This window comes from Aliidiomarina quisquiliarum, from assembly GCF_023922585.1.
Classification (GTDB): domain Bacteria; phylum Pseudomonadota; class Gammaproteobacteria; order Enterobacterales; family Alteromonadaceae; genus Aliidiomarina; species Aliidiomarina quisquiliarum.
Genome location: NZ_JAMFTN010000026.1, coordinates 51,765 through 70,938 on the forward strand (window position 1 = coordinate 51,765; position 19,174 = coordinate 70,938).

Below are 19,174 nucleotides of genomic sequence, written 5' to 3' on the forward strand. Positions count from 1 at the left end.
TCAAACGTTCTGAACACACGACCAATAAAAGAGGAGTTAACAAAAAACCAGTTTGTGTTAGGGATAATACGCAGTTCTACACGACGGTTTAACTGCCGACCACTTTCCGTATTGTTGTCGGCAACTGGCATACTTTGGCCATACCCTTCGGCGCTGAGGAAAAAGTTAAAATTGGCCTAAGCCACCGTGGCGGGGTGAATATCAATCACACTCAAAGGTTAACATCGACTGTGTTATTACAGGTTGTCTATTCGTATTCGCAGGGCTTGGGCTGAATGCTCTATAATGTTTGCCCTCATCTAGCCTTTCATGTTTATCCATTGTCAAAGCAAGAATTAAGCTTGCAATGGCAACAGCAACTAAACTTATCAAACCCCAAGCTACACTCGAGCCTACTTGAATCACAAGCCAAGCAGATATACCTAAAGTAACAACAGCCGCAACAATTGAAATTTGTTTGTTTAGCAGCCATGCGCTTACTGCATAAATAGCCGAGCTTATTATTAACAGGTAGGCAATGCCGCCAATATGGTGCCCAGCCTGATGTAGCTGTAAACCATGAAACATGTTGTTATAACCGCCCATTTTTACGGATAAAAAAGGCATAAACCACAAAATTACACCAGCCACCCCTAGTAGCATTCCTACAGCTTTCTTGTCCATTTTATTGCTCCTTCAATTACTGATTAACGATAAACATAATTGGGCAGATTCTTTCATTTCATGCATTTAGCACCCAACGTTAACCCAACACCAATGCCACCATAACTACCGCTAATGCTGCCACCATGGGAAACAGTACGGTAACCATAAACACGTCGCGGTAGGCTTCTTTGTGCTTTAAGCCCATTAAGGTAAACAGGGCGATTACGGCACCTGAATGGGGTAATGAATCAAGCCCGCCGGCGGCAAGGTTGGCTAAACGGTGCAGCAACTCTGGGCTTACGCCGGCTTCTAAATAAGCCGGGGCTAAGCTCGACATAAATATTTGTAAGCCGCCTGAGGCCGAAGCGGTAACGCCAGAAATTAGGTTGGCCGACACAAATACTGAAAGTAATGGCGGCATGGGTAAGGCTAAGAGCCAGGCGGCAAAGTCATGAAAGCCTGTAGTTTGAATCACTACGCCACCAAAGCCGATTACCGCCGCGGTGTTTATAAGGGGTAAAATAGAGTCGTTCACCCCCTCGCATATGGCGTCTGAAAAACGGCTACGTAACGGTTTAAACAACACAAAGCAGCTTATGGCGCCCATTAATAAGGCAAAGCTGGCCCATAAAATTGGCTGGGTTAAGCCAAAGGTTATCCAATCGGCGCTCTGGCCAACCATCTGCAACAACCGCGGCAACACAATTATCGCTAATACAATAATCATTGGCAGTATGGCCAGCTGCCAGGCTGGGCTTTCATGCCCGCGCGCCATGGCTAACTGGTGCATTTTTTCGTCTTGCTCAGTGGCCACGTAACCTTCGCCTGCATTGGTGGCTGTGCGCCAGCGACGCTCTAAATACCACATACCTAGCACGGCCATAATTGCACTGGCAAATACGCCATACCAACCACCGGCAAATAGGTCGGTGCCAAGTGCACGGGCGGCAATTACGTTATGAATGGAAGGCGTACCTGGCATGGCGGTCATGGTAAAAGTTCCCGCACCTAAGGCAATGGCGGCGGCATATAAGCGGCGGGGAATATTGGCTTCGCGCATAAGGGTTACGCCAATGGGGTACATGGTGAAAATAACCACAAACACCACCACACCACCGTAAGTTAGTAGTGCGCACACTAACATGGCAATAAGTAAAGCACGCTTGGCGCCTAACCACTGAGTAATAGCGGTAGCGACACTGTGCGCAGCTTGGCTAGCGGCCATCATGCGGCCAAACACAGCACCCCATAAAAACAGCATTAAAAAATTACCGGCAAAAGAAAAGGCCCCCGAGGGCCCAAATGGAAAGTGTTTCAGGAATACGTCAGCTAAGGTCATCGAATTGGTCATGCCAATTACGAACACCGACACCAACACCGCAAACAGAATATTCCAACCTCTTAGGGCCAGCATAATAAGCAATACTAACCCGGCTAAAAGACCCAAATTTCCTATCATGGTTATTCCCTTTTTTAGTTATTGTTATGCTCTTATTGTTTTTATATCTCGCTTTTCTCCACGCTTATAATGCGCGAGTAATTCATAGTAATTTTCCAACGCTCTATTGTTTCTTTTTTCTCGCCTACACGCTCACTGGTAATCAGGTTAAATACGTAGCGGCGCTCAACGTCTTCTCTTAATACTTGGCCGTCTTCTTGGCTATACAGCGGGTAAGTACTTTGGTTCATTAGTGGCTGCAACAGCGACAAGTCGAAGGTTAAGGTTTCCCGCGTGCCCGCATAACCACTTAAAAATCGGGCGGGTAGCATTTTTGAATAGCTGCGAAACCTAACCACGGTTTCTTCGCGCTGCTGAGCACTACTATGGCGCGCATTCCGTATGTTCTCGGGCAAGTCTTCGTACTTTTTATAGTCGAACCATTCAAGTGCGGTGCCCACGGTTTGCTCTGAGTTCACGTCAATAAATTGATAGCGCCACTTAGGCCGGCCCTTACGTAACCAGTTCCACAGCTTTTTTTGCAAGTCTTCGCGGAATAGCTCTCGTATAGCATATAACAGTGCCAAGGCAAGTAAGAATATGGCGGTAATGTCGCCTAGCACGTCTCTGGTACGTAGCACTAAAAACGACACTCCCGACATAATTACCGCCGTTACACCTGCACGCACCAATTTTTGCTCGCGCTCACCAAGCTCCATACCTACTCGGCGCATCGACACAGGGTGCTCAATTAAACGGCGTAATAAACGCATTTTATTCGACAGACGAATACTGTCTTGGCTCACTCGAGCCGAGTTATACTTTAATTCATCGCGGTACTTCGACTCACGCTGAGCAATACGCATAAGCAACTCTTTCAAGTCACTTTCTTTATCTTGAAATTCTAGTTCGGCGGCTAACTTTAAAAATTGTTGCTCGGTTAGCCACGACACGTAGTTGTCTATATTGGTAAAATATAAGGCTAAGGTGCCGTCGTCTGGTCGGTTACGGCGCAAACGGCCAAGAATAGTGCTGCTTAGCTCAATTAGCTCACCTAGTTCTTCACGAAGGTTTTCACTGTCGCCCTGTAATATTTTATGCACGGCTTGTTCCATAGCAGTTACATATTGGAAACCATACAAACTTAAGCTAAGGCGGTATTGCGGATCGGGCCGGCCACGCTCGCGGCTCATGCGTCGAATAAGCCGGCTACGTACCAAAGGCTCAAGGGTGGCCGTACTTTGGTACGTACGGTGAATTTGAACACCTTGCTGATAGAAAACTTTCTCTTCTAACACTTCCGGCGTTAACGCAAGTTCGCCCGGCACAAACAGGCAAGCATCGAACGTATGTTCGGGAAAGTCACCTAGTTCACGGGTAATGCGTAAGTGAAAGCTGTCTTTTAGGTCAACATGCAGCAACGAAAGCTCCTAATATACTTGCGTACTATTCACGTTCATCGCGAATAAAAAATTCAATGGACTCGCCAGTTAAACGCTTAATTTGCCAGAATAAATAAAAAATAGAAGCTAAAAGTACAATCATTGTAGGCAACACTATGACAGGAAAACTTAAAGCTGTCATACGCCCTATTTCCTGATTAAAGGCCTCGGTTCCAGCTGGGCTTACTACGATCATGCGGGCCAAAATGTAATTCAGCGTGGCCGACAAGAAAAACGAACCGCTGGCCCCTATTCCCGCATGGCGCAAAGTGTTCTTAAATGCCGCTGTTTGTGCAACCTCGGCCAGCTTATTTTCCAGTTTCTTTACATCCATTATTTTCGGGTTCAATAATAATGTTTGTACCAATGGAAATCGCGTGTACTGGCTTACCCACACCACCATTCCAATTAAGGCAGGAATAGCGGCTTCTTTTATTGCGATATATTTTGGATCGAGCTGTAATAAGCCAATACCACCTGTTAATAACACACTAACTAAACCTAACAGAGAAAACATATTCACTTTACGGCGGCGGTATAAGTCCCATAGGCCGTAACCCAGTGGAAACAATAGCGCTACTATTAAACCAAACATAGGGCCTAAGGTGGTTTTGCCGCTCAGTTTCATTAAAATTATTGAGGGAATGATTATATTGAACAGTAGCTCAACAAATAAACCGGGCTGCTTAGGTATTTTGGCTTGCTGATCAGTCATTAGGCTAGATTACTCCAAGTATTTTTCATCGTTGCTAAAACAAGGTATTATGCCATCTTTACCCCTGTAAAAGAGACACATCATGGCTTGGTTTCGTCGTTTTTGGCCCTTTTGGCTTGCTTTTGTTGTTTTAGCCGTACTTATTGCATGGCCTGGCCGCCTTGCCTACCTTAATCACCTTACGGTAAAAGAAGCAGAACGTATTGTGGCTATTACGCCAACCGAGGTAGCTGCAGTTATTCCGGCACGCCTTAGTATTGAACGCCTTATGGCCGATGTTAACTGGCTAGCTGCCCCTGAGCGCGAAGGCCGGCTGGCTGGTTCCGCCGGTGGTTTAGCCACCCGTGAGTATATTATTCAACGATTTGAAGAGCTTGGCTTACAACCAGGTGGGAGCGATGGCTATTTACACCCATTTAACACGCCAAGTACAGAGCTAACGGCGAATATTATTGGCATTATTCCCGGTACCGAGCTAAAAAAAGGAAAGCCACTTAAAACCATCGTACTTTCAGCGCATTACGACCACCTTGGGGTGCATAACGGGCAAATTTACCATGGTGCCGACGACAATGCTTCAGGTACAGCGGCTATTCTTGAAATTGCTCGCTACTTGATGGAATATCCAAACAAACACCCCATCGCCATTATGGCATTAGATCACGAGGAACGTGGTCTGAGGGGTTCGCGGGCGTTGTTTTCAACTGAATTTCTCGACCCGAACACACTTGCCTTTAATTTGAACCTGGACATGATTAGTCGCGACACCAACCAAACTCTGTTTGCGGTTGGTACTTATCATTCACCTTGGCTTGCTCCTCTTATTCGTCGGGTACAGCAGGAAAGCGGGGTTAAGTTAATTATGGCGCACGACAAACCCAAATATAAAGCCGGTTACACGCCCGACTGGACCAATTCTTCCGACCATGGTCCTTTCCACCAACAGGGCATTCCATTTATTTATTTTGGCGTGGCCGACCATCCCGACTATCATCAGCCAACGGACACAGCTGATCGAGTCGACGTAGATTTTTATCGCGCAGCAGCAGAAACTAGCCTAAGCTTGTTATTGCTCGTGGACCAAGTGCTCGCTGAAAAATAATGTCGTGAACATAACAATAAAAGAAACTGAATGATAAAACGACGATTAGCCAGCCTTAGTGTTATTACCGCATGCATGTGCGGCGGCCTTCTTAACGCTGCAGAACATGTGCATGTGGAAAGCCCAGTACCGTTATACCCTGAGTTTACCCAGTTCTTTGAAGAGCGCCTAAAAAGCGACAATGTACCGGGTGGGGTATTTGCTATAATTAAAGGTGACCAAATTCAGCATATTCACACCTTTGGTGTGCGCTCTATGTCGTCGCCTGAGCCGGTTACTGCCGACACCGTGTTTCGTATAGCTTCCGTATCGAAAACCTTTGCTGCCGGCCTCGCTGCCCGCTTAGAGTACGATCAGCGTTTTAATTGGACTGATCCGCTTACCCAATATGTGCCTGAGTTTACTTTCGCTAATCCTGAATACAGTAATAAAGTGCAAGTACAGCATTTGCTTACCCACTCGGTGGGTATTGTGCCTAACGCCTACGATAATTTAATTGAAGCGAACTATAGCTCAGAACAAATTGTGCCTTATTTCCAACGGCTGAACCCGTTGTGCGATCCAGGCGAATGCTACGGTTATCAAAACGTGTTATTTAACTTTATTGAAAACGTTTTAGAACAGTCTACCGGTCGTACTTACCCTGAGTTGCTCAGCCAGTACGTATTTGATCCCCTCGGTATGACACATTCGTCGGTAGGCATTGAGGGCTATCAAGCCAGTGAAAATAAAGCCATGCCCCACGTTCGTGGTAGTAACCGCTGGTTCGAGCGCCAAGTTACCTCGCACTATTACCATTTTCCCGCTGCTGCTGGCGTAAATACCACCGCCCGCGACCTTGCCCAGTGGCTTATTGCCCAACTTGGCTACCGCAGCGACGTTATGCCCGATGAAGTACTTGCCGACATTCGTCAGCCCCGTGTTCGCACCAGCCGCGACTTACGCCGCCGAAGTTGGCGCCAGCATTTAACCAATGCCCATTACGGGTTAGGTTGGCGTTTATACGACTTAGGCGAACATTCATTGGTGTACCACGGTGGTTGGGTAAGTGGCTTTCGGGCCGACATCGCCTATTCACCAGAGCATGAAATTGGCTTAATTGTGCTTTTAAATGCTGAAAGTAATGTTATAAGTGAAATTAGCACATCGTTCTGGGCCGACATTTTACCTCGTATGCAACGCGAACAATGGGTGCCTTATTACCACGCCAGCCGAGCCCGAGAAGAGCTTACAACACCCATAAAAGAAGACCACCAACCTAGCCTGCCAAGTTCTTGGGGTAATAGTTATCTAGGTAACGGCAATTCAGTAATTGGCGACGGTTTGCTGAATAGGTATCCTTGATACCGTAAACAGCCACTGGCTTCTAAACGCTCTTGCTGTGAAGGTGTCTCCACCCCTTCGGCAATTACGTCCATACCAAGTTTTTTGGTGATCCCAATAATCGCTTCAACAATGGTCCAGTCGCGTACATGCTCTGGTGAAGCCGCTCGACGAATAAAGGCTTGATCTATTTTTACTTCGTCAAAGGGTAAGCTCGACAAATAAGACAACGACGAATAGCCGGTGCCAAAGTCGTCCATACTAAATTGTACCCCATGCTTTTTTAGTTGGTGCATTTGCTGCACTACTGCATCCATGTCTTCTAGTACTAAGCTTTCCGTTAGCTCAAGCATTAACCGCGACGCCACAATTCCGGCTGCTTTAATTTCGCCCAGCACTAAGTCGATAAAATTATGCTGGTAGAATTGCCGCGCACTTACGTTCACCGACAGTGTTAAGTCTTTCGTTTCTTCATGTTGTTGCCATTTTGCTAGTTGCTGGCAAGCAGTGGTAAGTACCCACTCACCTATGGGTACAATTAAACCACTTTCTTCTGCAATTGGAATAAACTCTACTGGCGAAACTAACCCACGAGTTGGGTGATGCCAGCGCAACAATGCTTCTGCGCCAATATAATTACCTAAGCTGTCCACTTGAAGTTGATAATATAGCTGAAACTGGTCGGTACCCACGGCCTCACGCAAGTCTGTTTCCGTGGCAAAACGAGCGCTTACATCGCGCTCAATGTCTTCATGGTAAAATACCCACTGATTGCCGCCTTGGCGTTTAGCGTGAGCAACTGCAAGGTCGGCACAGCGCAGTAGCTCGTCACTCGACAAATGCCCAAAGTCAGCTATTACCACTCCAACACTGGCTGTACTTTGGTGCCGCAGTCGCGGTAGCTCATAAGGTTGTGCCAGCGCTTTTAATAAACATACCGACACACTTTCAGCTAGTTCTTCAACTGTCTTTTCCGATTTACACTCATGCACCACAATAAATTCATCGGCGGTTAACCGAGCCAATAACATGTTATCCGCCAGACAACGTTGAATACGCTTAGCCGTAGCTTTTAACAATGCATTACCCTGATCTTGGCCATGCACGTCGTTTATTCGCTTAAAGTTATCTAGGTTTATACTCCATACCAGTAGCCGGCTTTCGCTGGTTAATATGTTCGATAAACGCTTGGCTAAGTCGCGTAGTACATAACGGCGATTCGGCAAATGGGTTAGCGAGTCATAAAAGGCCAGCTTGTGAATCGTTTCTTCGCTTTTCTTTTTCTCGGTAATGTCGCTAATAAAGCCACTCCAGCTTACTGCACCATTATCTTCGGTTTGCACATGCGAAGTGGCCGCTAACCAAGTTAATGTGCCTGGCACTGCTTCCACCGGAAATTCATGCTGCCACGGTGTCAGGTTGTGCGCACTTTGTGTCAAACTTTCAATAATGCTTAATCGCTCGTGAGCCGGTACCAGCTGTAAAATTTTGCTTGGGTTGGCAATGGCTTCTTCGGGGCTTACATTAAATAACTGCTGCGAGGCACTGCTAATATAATTGAAGGTTAACACCCCAGTTTTATCTCGGTGCAGTTGGTACACCATGCCCGGCACCCGTGCCGCCACATTACGCAAGCGGTCGGTTAATGCTTGCACCTCTTGCCCGCGTTCATCGGCGGTTATTTGTAAGCGCCGCTGCTTACCAATAAGCACTACCACTAGTGTGCTAATTACTACTATAAACATAGCCACAATAAGCGTACTGGTTATCAGTTCATTCGTATTGGCACCCAAAAACACCGTATGCACATCCATTTCGGTAGGGAAAAACACCGTTGCGTGCATGGCGCTGTAATGCATACTTGCAACGGCAAGCCCCATAATCACTGCACTTAAGGTAATACGTAATTGGCGATTACCAATATAAGGCTCAAGCATGGAACGTACCGCTAACGCCAACATGGCCATAAGCACGGCAATACCTATGGACGCCGCAAACCAACTAGGTAAATAACGCATTTCTGCAACCGTTTGCATGGCCGCCATGCCCGTATAATGCATGGTGCCTATACCAGCCCCCATAAGTACGCCACCCGCTACAATGGCTCCCCAAGTACGCGACTCTCGATATAAAATTGCTAGGGTTACCCAACCAGCCAAAATAGCGGGAATAACTGAAACTGCCGTTAGCACTGGTGAATAGTAAACCGGCACCTCAATACGAAAGCTCACCATGCCAATAAAGTGCATGGCCCAAATACCCAAGCCCATAGCCACTGCACCACTTAGGTGCCAAAGATTACGCTGTAATGGAGTGCGGGCTACCCGCATAATGTCGGTATGGAACATACTGGCAAATGCCGCCAAAATAGCCATAGCAAGCGACAATGCCACTAACCAAGGCACATGTTGCCCTTGGTAGGCTTGGCTTAAATTGTGAGCAGTAGTAATAAAAGGAAGAAAACTCATAGACATCCTAACATTGAGTAATGTTAGTAAATTACCATGCTCAACAATTAATACAAATGATTAGGGGCAGATGACGTGAAATGAAGACAGCTGCCTATAAATAGCACTAAACCAGCTGCTCGGCTAAGTAATCAACCAGCAACCTTACTTTCGGCGACAAATGGCGGTTGTGTGGATAAATGGCCCAAATACGTTCGTCGGGCGCTCGGTTATGATCAAGTACACTAATTAACTCACCACTTTTTAAATACGGCTCCACATAGTAATCCGGTAACTGCACTATCCCTAGGCCTTTCAAGGCAGCGTCGGTGAGGCTATAACCATTATTGTAACGTAACCGCCCCGTCATCCGTACACTAATTTCTTTGCCTTGCTTACTAAAGTGCCAATGATCTGGCGTACCAAGTAAACAGCTGTGTTTAGTTAGTTCAGAAATAGAATGAGGAATACCGTGGATGTCTACATACTTTGGCGAAGCACACACATAGTTGGTTCGCTTGCTTAGTTTTTTGGCCATCATGGTAGAGTCGCTTAACTTGCCAATACGAATAGCTAAGTCGTAGCCTTCGTCCACTAAGTCGATTTGTCGGTTAGTTAAATACGCGTCAACTTCAACATCCCCATATTTCAGAGCAAAGTTACTTACCAACGGCAAAATCTGTTTTTCGCCAAAAGCTACCGGAGCAGTCATTTTAATTTTACCCTGCGGCTTGGTTTGTAAGTTGGTAATTGCTCGCTTCGCTGCATCTAGGCCATCAAGCACACTACGGCAGTGCTGATAAAAAATTCGTCCTTCTTCCGTTAGGGTTACTTTTCTTGTGGTACGATAGAACAGTTGAATTCTTAAGCGTTTTTCTAGCGCGCTTACTTGTCGGCTCACTTGCGCTGTAGAAATACCGATTCTTTTCGCTGCTTGGGTAAAGCTCTCATTCTCAGCCACATAAACAAATTCAGTAATACCTTCCCACTGCATGATTGTTACACCCTAGTAAAAGTGATTTGCAATTTAAGTACATTATCACGATTACAGGAAAGTACTATACTTCACTCATCAATTATCTATTCACTAGGCGTATTGACCAATTTCACGTCTACCCATCATAAAAAGAGGACGCTTATGTCTGACAAATTTATTAAATCAAAAGCCGCTGTTGCATGGGGCCCAGGCCAACCACTGTCGATTGAAGAAGTCGATGTAATGTTGCCGCGTAAAGGTGAAGTGCTAGTGAAAATTATCGCTTCAGGCGTGTGCCACACCGACGCCTTCACTCTTTCCGGCGATGATCCAGAAGGCGTATTCCCAGCCATTCTTGGCCATGAAGGTGGTGGTATTGTTGAACAGGTAGGCGAAGGTGTTACTAGCGTTCAAGTAGGCGACCATGTTATTCCACTGTACACCCCAGAATGTGGCGAGTGTAAGTACTGCCTATCGGGTAAAACCAACCTGTGTCAGAAAATTCGTGAAACCCAAGGTAAAGGCTTAATGCCAGACGGAACCACCCGTTTCTATAAAGACGGCGAGCCAATTTTCCATTACATGGGTTGCTCAACCTTCTCTGAATACACAGTATTACCTGAAATATCACTCGCCAAAGTAAACAAAGAAGCACCTCTTGAAGAAGTATGCTTGCTTGGTTGTGGCGTAACCACAGGTATTGGTGCGGTAAACAACACGGCTAAAGTTGAAGAAGGCTCAACGGTTGCCATCTTCGGTTTAGGTGGTATTGGTTTGTCGGCCATTATTGGTGCAACCATGGCTAAAGCCAGCCGCATTATTGCTATCGACATTAACGAAAGTAAGTTCGACCTCGCCAAAAAGCTAGGCGCAACCGACTGCATTAACCCGAACGACTACGACAAGCCCATTCAAGACGTAATCGTTGAACTAACCGACGGCGGTGTAGACTATTCGTTTGAGTGTGTGGGTAACGTAAAACTAATGCGCTCGGCATTAGAATGTGCACACAAAGGTTGGGGCGAGTCTGTCATCATTGGTGTTGCCGGTGCTGGCCAAGAAATTTCAACCCGCCCGTTCCAGTTAGTAACAGGCCGTGTATGGCGTGGCTCTGCATTTGGTGGCGTAAAAGGCCGCACAGAATTACCAGAATACGTAGAGCGTTACCTAGCAGGTGAGTTTAAGTTAAGCGACTTTATTACTCACACCATGCCGCTAGAGCAAATTAACGAAGCTTTTGAACTAATGAAAAAAGGCGAAAGCATTCGCTCAGTCGTTCACTTTAATAAGTAAACGCAATCACTCAGTTTCCCCGCAGCCTCTGTGCGGGGAAGCATTTTAAGGAGTTTATATGTCTATTGAAAATGTAAGTACCAATAAAATATTTGGCGGCTGGCATAAGCAATACAGCCATACTTCAAAAACGCTTAACTGTAATATGCAGTTTGCTATCTACTTGCCACCGCAAGTAGCCAAAGGCGTAAAAGTACCCGTTCTATACTGGCTTTCAGGTTTAACCTGTACCGATGAGAACTTTATGCAAAAAGCAGGCGCTATGCGTATGGCTGCTGAACTAGGTATGGCCATTGTGGCACCCGACACCAGCCCACGTGGCGACGATGTTGCCGACGACGAAGGGTACGACCTAGGTAAAGGTGCAGGTTTCTACGTAAATGCTACCCAAGCACCGTGGAACACCCATTACCAAATGTACGACTACATTGTGAACGAGTTGCCCGAGCTAATTGAAGCAACCTTCCCTGTGTCGAACAAACGTGCCATTAGCGGCCACTCCATGGGTGGCCACGGTGCACTAGTTATTGGTATGCACAACCCAGATCGTTACACGTCAATGTCGGCCTTTAGCCCAATTACCAACCCAGTGAACGTTCCTTGGGGCCAAAAAGCCTTTACCGCTTACCTCGGCAGCGACAAAGCAACCTGGCAGCAGTACGACGCCAGTGAACTAATGCGCAAAGCCACTACCTTTGTACCAGTGAAAGTAGACCAAGGTGGCGCTGACAACTTCCTCGCCGAACAGCTAACCCCTGAAGTTCTTGAACAAGCAGCCAAAGCAAGCAACTACCCGCTCGAGCTGAATATTCATGAAGGCTACGACCACAGCTACTACTTTATTTCGTCTTTCATCGACGAACACTTACGCTTCCATGCAGAGCATTTAGCGAAGTAAGTAACTGAGTTATAAATTAAGTAAGTGAAAGACCTGAACGCCCGCTGATAACCTCAGCGGGCGTTTTTTTGTGTGGGTTTTAATATTGTGGGGGGTAGGAGCGCTTTTCAGCGAATTGATTCTCTGGTGCAGTAACTTGTTAAGTATCTATCGCTCATTTTCAAGCTCATGCCATACTCTAAGAATGATGATTACACTACTATGCACTGAATAGCGCACAACGTATTTACCAAAAACCATGTCGCGAATACTGTCTGGTACCGGTGCTAATTTAACCTGCACCCCCATCAAGGGAAACTCCGGCAACAAGCTAATTTTTTCGACCAATTCCGTGGCTATTCTGCTTGCAACAAGAGGGCTATGTGCAGCTATGAACTCTCGCAGACGTTTTAAATCTTCAATGGCCTCGTCTGTATAAACCAAGTTCACTCACCAGACCTCGGTGCATTTTGTTCATTGTCTGTTCCCCAACTATTCAGCCAACTGTGCACCTCACTGGCATCAACCACCTTGCCTTGGGCAGCAGACTCCATTGCCCCTAGTGTTTGATTCCAGCGCTCTTGCTCAAGGTTCTGCTTATCAATATATTCTGTTAAGGCTTGGTTGATCACCCAACTTTTACTCCGATGTAGGCTGCTAGCGATAGCTTCCAACTGCTGCTCAACTTCTGTTTGAAGGCGGACCGTAGTAACACTCATGGCTAACCCCTTTAATTCAAAAACTACAGTGTAATACATTCTAGTTGAAGAAAGTGTGCCAAGCAATTTAACGCCTGCCTGATTGCTTTTTTTGTGCGCCAATGACACTCTTTAACTAGCTGCTCTTTCAAAAGCCTGAACAAACAACCACATGGTATGGCGCAGAAAACATTGAAGTGAAGGTATTCGGCGAAGTGGTTATCGTCAACTTCACCTTAACCTCGGCTACCGAAGGCATGGTGACTGACCGATTTTATAATACCGGCGTGTTCGTTCATCGAGACGGACGTTGGCAAGCCATTAATTGGAATGCAACCGCTGTTAAACACTAGGCGATTCACAGCATAACGGAAAATAAATGCAGTATGAGTAATTCATTGGAACAGTCATTTAAAACACTTAAGCAAACTATACCCTTACTGCTTAAACACAAAATACCAGCGATACCCACCAATTATGCGCTCTGGTACACCTATGTGGAAAACCAAGATAGCGAGCTCCATGAAGAAATTGAACGCGCCATAGAAGAAGGCCGTCCTTTTTCCAATATCTATACTAAAGAGCTGTATCGCAAACATGTGGCCGACAAAGAAGAGCTGACAGCCTGGCAACTTCGGCAAAGCGTTGAAGCCATGGTTACCGAGCTCTCGCAAACCGTATTAGACACCCAAAATAATACCGAAGGCTTTAAAACGTCTATGGACACGAACCTGCGCCACCTTGATAAGGTAGAAAAAGAAGGTTGGTCGATGGGCGAAGTGATGAAGCTGGTTCGAAGCATGGTAAAAGAAGCGCAGCTTATTCGGAATTCCACCTTAGACTTCGCCACAGCGTTAAAAGCCGCCGAAAAAGAAGTCACAAAATTAAAAGAAGAACTCCATAAAAGCCAAAAAGACGCCTTTTACGATGCACTAACAGGGCTTTACAACCGGCGTTACCTAAATAGTGAGCTCGAAGCGATAGATACCGAGCAACCCACGTGTTTGATAATGATTGATGTGGATCACTTTAAAAAAGTGAACGATAACTACGGACACCAAATGGGCGATCGGGTGTTAAAAGCCATCGCAAAACGGCTACAGGAAAAGTGTAAACCCAATGCGATACCTTTTCGTTTTGGCGGTGAAGAGTTTTCGATACTCATGCATGGCGCCACGCTAGCTGAAGCCATTCATCAGGCAGAAAATATTCGGGTTGCACTTGAAAAAATTAGCGTTATCGACCGCCGTACCAACCGTAGTATCACAGGAATAACCGCTTCGTTCGGGGTTGCTGCATTGAAGCCAGATACGCGCCGCAACGATCTAATCGAAGCCGCCGATCGCCAGCTATACCAAGCCAAGCACCTAGGCCGTAATCGAGTGATGCCGATGAGTAGCTAGTGGCGTGCAGGTACTAGCAGGTTGTGCTGGCCGCATCCAATTGATTATTAGATGCTGAATTCGTGGGTACTTTAATGCTTAACTGTAGACCAAGCGCTTTGGCAACTTTAGCTACCGTCGCAAAGCTAGGGTTACCTTCCGGTGATAATGCCTTATACAGTCCTTCTCGGGTTAGCCCTGTATCTCTCGCAAGTTGACTCATATTTTGCGCGCGAGCAACAACACTCAAAGCATGAGCAATAAATGCAGGATCATCTCCCGCCTCTTCAATGCATGCTTCTAAATAAAGTTGGATATCTTCCTGTGATTTAAGATGCTCTGCTGAATCCCAACGTTTCGTTTTAATATTCATAGCCTATACCTCTAATTGCTTCGCAATTTCTTTGGCTTTAGCAATATCTGCTTGTTGAGAGCTTTTATCGCCACCTGACAGTAAAATTACGACAACAGAACCCTTCTGAACAAAGTAAACACGGTAACCTGGTCCGTAGAAAATGCGGAGCTCACTTATACCATCACCTACTGGTTCTATGTCTCCAAAGTGCCCCATCTCAACCCGATCGATTCGCGCTTGAATCCTTGCTTTTGCCCTGCGATCTTTAAGTGAGCTAAACCATTTAGAAAAGATTGCTGTTGTTCGTATTTCAATCATATGTGAACTGTAGTTAACTAAAACGGTTGTGTCAACTGTGGTTAACAATATTCGGTAATAAATTCGCAGGTCGTTAATACTTAATTCTTGAGCATACGCTTTGAAACTTTAGCTACCGTCGCAAAGGTAGGGTATCCAGCGATACCCACAAATTACGCGCTTTGGTTGTAAGCGTAAATGTACTCATTAACCAAGTTCTTTATCTAATTCATCCATCAAGCTTTCATAGCTGTACTCGGCCGTACCACTTTTCTCGCCTTCTTCAAGCAACTGCCTGAGTACGGCTATTTTTCTTTCGTTGTCTTCAAACATTCTCAAAGCTGCACGTACAATTTCACTTGCAGAGGCATAGCGCCCCTCATTAATTTTATTGGCAATAAAATCATCAAAGTGTTTACCAAGTGTCATGCTAGTATTTTTTGACATAAAACCACCTCGAATACTATTAATTGGTATTTAATGGCACAACTCCGATACTCATTGTTCAATTCAGATTTAACTATGGCCTTACTTGTTAGAACAATACTTATACTCTAGTAACCACGGTGTTAGTTGTGTCAGCCACACCTAATTCATTATTAGATGCTGAATTCGTGATCACACGGGGCGCAAAGCACAAGCGCAAAATATTGCACACTAACTATAATAATCGTATTTAAAGGGCAATAAAGTGCACCTTAACAACATCAAGTCGCAAAGTTAGACAAAAACTACAAAGGGCTATATATTACACACAGACAACATAAAACCTCACAAAGGTTGATTTTATGCACTCTAACCAAAACCAATTCAACTCGCCTTTAGCGCTTGCAGAAAAGTTAGGCGAGCGTTTAAAGCAAGCCAGGCTAAATAAGAACTTTACCCAGCTTGAAGTGGCTGAACATGCGGGCATTAGCAGGCGAACCGTTATCAATGCCGAAAAAGGCAAGGCCACGCTAGAGGTGTTTGTTGCGATCATGATGGTGCTGAACCTAACTGAGCAGCTGCATTTGTTTCTTCCACCCCAGCCTATCTCGCCCATTCAACTGGCAAAGCTTAAAGGTGAAGTACGCCAACGAGCTTCTGGGCGCGCCACAAGCCTTGTTAAAGAGGAGGAGCCAGAATGGTAATGGAAGTGGTAGAAGTCTCCTACTTGCAGCATCAAGTAGGTGCTGTGAGTTTCGACACCGCAACAGGCATGGCCGCATTTGAATACAATGCCCGTTTTATTCAGCAAGGCATCGAGTTATCGCCACTCAAAATGCCTTTGGCTGACACCATTTATACGTTTCCTGAGCTGGATTTTAATACTTTTAAAGGCTTGCCCGGATTGATTGCCGACTCCTTGCCAGACGATTTTGGTAATGCGGTGTTAAACGCTTGGGTGGCCAGCCAAGGTAAGTCACCGAGCAGCATTACTCCATTGCAGCGCCTGCAGTACACCGGCAAACGCGGCATGGGCGCACTCGAATACTCGCCCCCAACGCAAATCAAAAACCTCAATCAAAGCCAGCAGGTTGAAATCGAATCACTGCTCGCCATAGCCCAAGATATTCTCGACTCGCGAGAAAGCTTCAGTGTGGATATACAGCCTGAAATAGAAGACCGCGAAGCCATGCTGTCTTTACTGTCTGTAGGCATGAGCGCAGGTGGTGCTAGGCCCAAAGCGGTTTTGGCCTTTAACCACGACTTCAGCCAAATCCGCTCAGGCCAAGTGAATGTGCCAGCAGGCTTTACCCATTACCTGATGAAATTTGACGGCGTTACTGAACACAGCAGTCATCAAGAAACCTTTGGGGACCCGCTGGGTTTTGGCGCCATGGAATATGTGTACTACCTTATGGCACAAAACTGCGGCATTCACATGATGCCCTGCCACCTACTCCCCGATGGCGACCGCAGGCACTTTATTACTCAGCGATTCGATCGTGACGGCAATCATAAAATCCATGTACAGACGCTCAACGGGATAGCCCATGTAGATTACAAAAAGCCAGGGGCTTTTTCTTATGCGGAACTCTTTGGCATTGCGCGTGAATTAAAACTGCCTGCCAATGCCGCCCATCAATTATTCAAACGCATGACGTTTAATATTATCGCCCGCAACCATGACGACCATGCCAAAAACTTCGCGTTTTTACTCAACGATAAAACATGGGAGCTAGCCCCCGCCTATGACCTAGCCTATAGCTATAAACCCGGCAGCAAATGGGTGAACAGCCACTGGATGACCTTAAACGGCAAGCGCGATGATTTCACGCGAGTCGATTTTTATTCACTAGAACGAGTTAGCCCGCTATTTACAAGAAACTATATTAACGAAACCATTGATAACACCATTGAACAGGTGTCTCGTTGGCATAGATTAGCCGTTGAGAATAACGTTCCTGAGCTATTGATAAAAGAGGTAGAGGGGAATTTACAGCTGGAGATTTAGCGCAAGTGGCATCTAACGCCTCAATCAACCGACGCTTCAGCGGTCGGTTGCATTGAGTTGTTAGGGTTTCTAAGCTTTGAATTTAACCAAACATTTATATCGTTTACAACCAATTCACGGTTGCTTTCTCCGTGTATATTCACGAAACCATGATCAAGTTCTTTGTATGTTCGGTATTCAATATTGCCTTTTCCTTTTTTCACAAGTGCCCGCATCATTTCATCGACTTTTTGAGGTGAAACAGATAAATCCCTTCCTCCCTGAATGACAAGCAACGGCGTATTCACTCCCTGAAGAACTTCAAGTTGGTCAATAGTTAGCATTTGATACCACCAATTGTAACCATGCCCACTTACTTCAAGTTCAGATGGTTTACTATTGATAATATGATTTAAAAAACCTCGAAACCCCTTAATGCTCTCTTCTATTTCATCGTTATTTACAGATGCAGACTTAATATTGTGTATAACATCATCAATAAATTTGCGACCACCACCATTGAAAGAAATCGTTGCATTTATATCATCGATTCTTGTGGTAACTAAATTAGCAATAACAGCCCCCTCACTCCCCCCAAGTACAATGAGGTTAGGGTATTTACGACCTTTACGTACAACATCAAGAACCGTTTTAACATCCGCTACTCGCTGCTCTGGGCTATCATTATGAATATATTTAGCTGGACAATCTTTACGTTCAGCATCTGAGCTAAAGCTTAACCCTCCATCAATACCGTATTTTTCTATTAGAAGAACGTCTGCTTCTGGCCAAACATTCTTATAATCTTTAAATATTGATTCGATGTGTAATACGCTGTTGCAATCAGAGCCTTGAAGAATTAGCAATAACGTATTGTTTGGCGATGTATCTAATTTATGAAGTAGATAATAAGTAATATCGGAACCATCAGGCCTGCTGGTAGTATAAGTACTTACGCTCTGAGCATTCACAGAACCAGTTAAAAAAAGCAGAACTAAAGTTATAGATCGGAAATTCATTTTGAAATCCTAACGCCCGCAGCACGGGCGGCTTTGTAATGGAGGCGCAGCCGCAATGAAGAAGCCGTCGCTGTGCCTGCGATTGTTAGATTTCAGGCTGCACACAAGATTGGCCAGCCGAATTTCGTGCGCCATACCTGCTCGCCCAGCTTGAGGATGAGCGAATCTGAAACTTCATCGGCTATCGGAAAATTACGCAATTCCAAATAGTGGAATTTCCAGGTGAATCTGTGGAGTTTCGGATATCGTGCCAAAGCCAGTCCCGCTGTCCCCGGGTCAGCAAACGTGTGCTCGCGAGCACGAGCCCTGAGCGATGAAGCTAAGCCAGAGTATACATGATCCAGATTCCAGTAGACGGGCCTCTCCGCTTCGTACCTTGCTGCTCTTTTTGAGATGTCATAGTTCTTTACAGGAACTTCGGCACCGTCTCTAGCGCGCATGTATGTTTCTTGCCAGAGCGGACATTCGAGGAACACTTCCATTGGCGCATCAGTTGACAGAAAGTACCACCCTGGCACTGTCGGGATCTCAGCTTCCACCATCCACTGAGAGTTGGTGAAGTCGACCATTACTTGTGTATAAGGTCCGTCTAGGTAATCCAGCAATCGTTTCATATGAAATCTAACGCCCGCCTAACACGCAATGTGTTGGCATGGCTTTTTGCGTTGTTTGCCAAAACCATGACAACTAATCATTGTCGGAGTTAAGGCGTTTGTTATATTGCATTGCAAACGTCTCATAATCTCTTG

21 protein-coding genes are annotated in these 19,174 nt (G+C 45.7%); 8 read left to right on the forward strand and 13 right to left on the reverse strand.

What is annotated here, in order from left to right:
* Positions 1-201: 201 nt before the first annotated feature.
* The 4 genes from M1L23_RS11655 to M1L23_RS11670 form a co-directional block, all read right to left on the reverse strand.
* Complete coding sequence (locus M1L23_RS11655) at positions 202-663, reverse strand: hypothetical protein (RefSeq protein ID WP_252627585.1); 462 nt, start codon at positions 661-663, stop codon at positions 202-204.
* A 79-nt stretch (positions 664-742) separates the two neighbouring features.
* Positions 743-2,104 carry a GntP family permease gene (locus M1L23_RS11660; RefSeq protein ID WP_252627587.1) on the reverse strand — a complete coding sequence of 454 codons (1,362 nt, stop codon included), beginning with the start codon at positions 2,102-2,104 and terminating at the stop codon, positions 743-745.
* Positions 2,105-2,145: 41 nt separating this feature from the next.
* Entirely contained in the window at positions 2,146-3,504 is a 1,359-nt protein-coding gene (locus M1L23_RS11665; RefSeq protein WP_252627594.1) for a hypothetical protein, read from the reverse strand.
* A gap of 25 nt (positions 3,505-3,529) precedes the next feature.
* Positions 3,530-4,240 carry a VC0807 family protein gene (locus tag M1L23_RS11670; RefSeq protein ID WP_252627596.1) on the reverse strand — a complete coding sequence of 237 codons (711 nt, stop codon included), beginning with the start codon at positions 4,238-4,240 and terminating at the stop codon, positions 3,530-3,532.
* Positions 4,241-4,322: 82 nt separating this feature from the next.
* Between M1L23_RS11670 and M1L23_RS11675 the strand changes: the two genes are divergently transcribed.
* Together M1L23_RS11675 and M1L23_RS11680 are read left to right on the forward strand one after the other, a co-directional pair.
* Positions 4,323-5,342, forward strand: a complete 1,020-nt coding sequence (locus M1L23_RS11675; RefSeq protein ID WP_252627598.1) for a M28 family peptidase — start codon at positions 4,323-4,325, stop codon at positions 5,340-5,342.
* A 30-nt stretch (positions 5,343-5,372) separates the two neighbouring features.
* On the forward strand, positions 5,373-6,686 hold the full coding sequence (locus M1L23_RS11680; RefSeq protein WP_252627600.1) for a serine hydrolase domain-containing protein: 1,314 nt from the start codon (positions 5,373-5,375) through the stop codon (positions 6,684-6,686).
* Here M1L23_RS11680 and M1L23_RS11685 read toward each other — a convergent pair.
* Together M1L23_RS11685 and M1L23_RS11690 are read right to left on the reverse strand one after the other, a co-directional pair.
* Positions 6,629-9,133: a bifunctional diguanylate cyclase/phosphodiesterase gene (locus tag M1L23_RS11685; protein ID WP_252627602.1), complete on the reverse strand. Its 2,505-nt coding sequence runs from the start codon at positions 9,131-9,133 to the stop codon at positions 6,629-6,631. The two genes, M1L23_RS11680 and M1L23_RS11685, sit on opposite strands and share 58 nt — an antisense overlap.
* 106 nt (positions 9,134-9,239) lie before the next feature.
* On the reverse strand, positions 9,240-10,106 hold the full coding sequence (locus M1L23_RS11690; protein WP_252627604.1) for a LysR family transcriptional regulator: 867 nt from the start codon (positions 10,104-10,106) through the stop codon (positions 9,240-9,242).
* 144 nt (positions 10,107-10,250) lie between these two features.
* On the opposite strand from M1L23_RS11690, the gene M1L23_RS11695 reads away from it, so the two are divergent.
* Positions 10,251-11,381, forward strand: a complete 1,131-nt coding sequence (locus M1L23_RS11695) for an S-(hydroxymethyl)glutathione dehydrogenase/class III alcohol dehydrogenase (RefSeq protein WP_252627606.1) — start codon at positions 10,251-10,253, stop codon at positions 11,379-11,381.
* Positions 11,382-11,439: 58 nt separating this feature from the next.
* Positions 11,440-12,279, forward strand: a complete 840-nt coding sequence (gene fghA, locus M1L23_RS11700; protein WP_252627607.1) for an S-formylglutathione hydrolase — start codon at positions 11,440-11,442, stop codon at positions 12,277-12,279.
* Between the two features lie 147 nt (positions 12,280-12,426).
* On the opposite strand, the gene M1L23_RS11705 is transcribed toward fghA, so the two are convergent.
* Both M1L23_RS11705 and M1L23_RS11710 read right to left on the reverse strand, forming a co-directional pair.
* Complete coding sequence (locus tag M1L23_RS11705) at positions 12,427-12,708, reverse strand: type II toxin-antitoxin system RelE/ParE family toxin (RefSeq protein WP_252627608.1); 282 nt, start codon at positions 12,706-12,708, stop codon at positions 12,427-12,429.
* A complete protein-coding gene (locus M1L23_RS11710) occupies positions 12,705-12,977 on the reverse strand; it encodes a CopG family ribbon-helix-helix protein (RefSeq protein ID WP_252627613.1) in 273 nt (90 codons plus the stop codon). The genes M1L23_RS11705 and M1L23_RS11710 overlap by 4 nt, the downstream gene beginning before the upstream one ends.
* 176 nt (positions 12,978-13,153) lie before the next feature.
* Between M1L23_RS11710 and M1L23_RS11715 the strand changes: the two genes are divergently transcribed.
* Both M1L23_RS11715 and M1L23_RS11720 read left to right on the forward strand, forming a co-directional pair.
* Positions 13,154-13,309 (forward strand): hypothetical protein, encoded by a 156-nt coding sequence (locus M1L23_RS11715; RefSeq protein WP_252627614.1) that lies wholly within the window; start codon positions 13,154-13,156, stop codon positions 13,307-13,309.
* Positions 13,310-13,342: 33 nt separating this feature from the next.
* Positions 13,343-14,359, forward strand: coding sequence for a GGDEF domain-containing protein (locus M1L23_RS11720; RefSeq protein ID WP_252627616.1), 1,017 nt, complete (start codon positions 13,343-13,345; stop codon positions 14,357-14,359).
* Positions 14,360-14,372: 13 nt separating this feature from the next.
* Here the strand turns inward: M1L23_RS11720 and M1L23_RS11725 are convergent, their stop codons facing one another.
* From M1L23_RS11725 to M1L23_RS11735, 3 genes are all read right to left on the reverse strand, one after another.
* On the reverse strand, positions 14,373-14,711 hold the full coding sequence (locus tag M1L23_RS11725) for an addiction module antidote protein (RefSeq protein ID WP_252627618.1): 339 nt from the start codon (positions 14,709-14,711) through the stop codon (positions 14,373-14,375).
* Between the two features lie 3 nt (positions 14,712-14,714).
* Positions 14,715-15,011 carry a type II toxin-antitoxin system RelE/ParE family toxin gene (locus M1L23_RS11730; RefSeq protein WP_252627619.1) on the reverse strand — a complete coding sequence of 99 codons (297 nt, stop codon included), beginning with the start codon at positions 15,009-15,011 and terminating at the stop codon, positions 14,715-14,717.
* A 186-nt stretch (positions 15,012-15,197) separates the two neighbouring features.
* Positions 15,198-15,437 (reverse strand): type II toxin-antitoxin system ParD family antitoxin, encoded by a 240-nt coding sequence (locus M1L23_RS11735; RefSeq protein WP_252627620.1) that lies wholly within the window; start codon positions 15,435-15,437, stop codon positions 15,198-15,200.
* A 341-nt stretch (positions 15,438-15,778) separates the two neighbouring features.
* Here M1L23_RS11735 and M1L23_RS11740 point away from each other — a divergent pair, with 341 nt between their 5' ends.
* Together M1L23_RS11740 and M1L23_RS11745 are read left to right on the forward strand one after the other, a co-directional pair.
* Entirely contained in the window at positions 15,779-16,120 is a 342-nt protein-coding gene (locus M1L23_RS11740) for a helix-turn-helix transcriptional regulator (protein WP_252627621.1), read from the forward strand.
* Positions 16,114-17,427, forward strand: coding sequence for a type II toxin-antitoxin system HipA family toxin (locus tag M1L23_RS11745; RefSeq protein ID WP_252627622.1), 1,314 nt, complete (start codon positions 16,114-16,116; stop codon positions 17,425-17,427). The genes M1L23_RS11740 and M1L23_RS11745 overlap by 7 nt, the downstream gene beginning before the upstream one ends.
* A gap of 20 nt (positions 17,428-17,447) precedes the next feature.
* Here the strand turns inward: M1L23_RS11745 and M1L23_RS11750 are convergent, their stop codons facing one another.
* A complete protein-coding gene (locus M1L23_RS11750; RefSeq protein ID WP_252627623.1) occupies positions 17,448-18,425 on the reverse strand; it encodes an alpha/beta hydrolase in 978 nt (325 codons plus the stop codon).
* Between the two features lie 92 nt (positions 18,426-18,517).
* Positions 18,518-19,039, reverse strand: coding sequence for a hypothetical protein (locus M1L23_RS11755; RefSeq protein ID WP_252627625.1), 522 nt, complete (start codon positions 19,037-19,039; stop codon positions 18,518-18,520).
* Between the last annotated feature and the right edge of the window lie 135 nt (positions 19,040-19,174).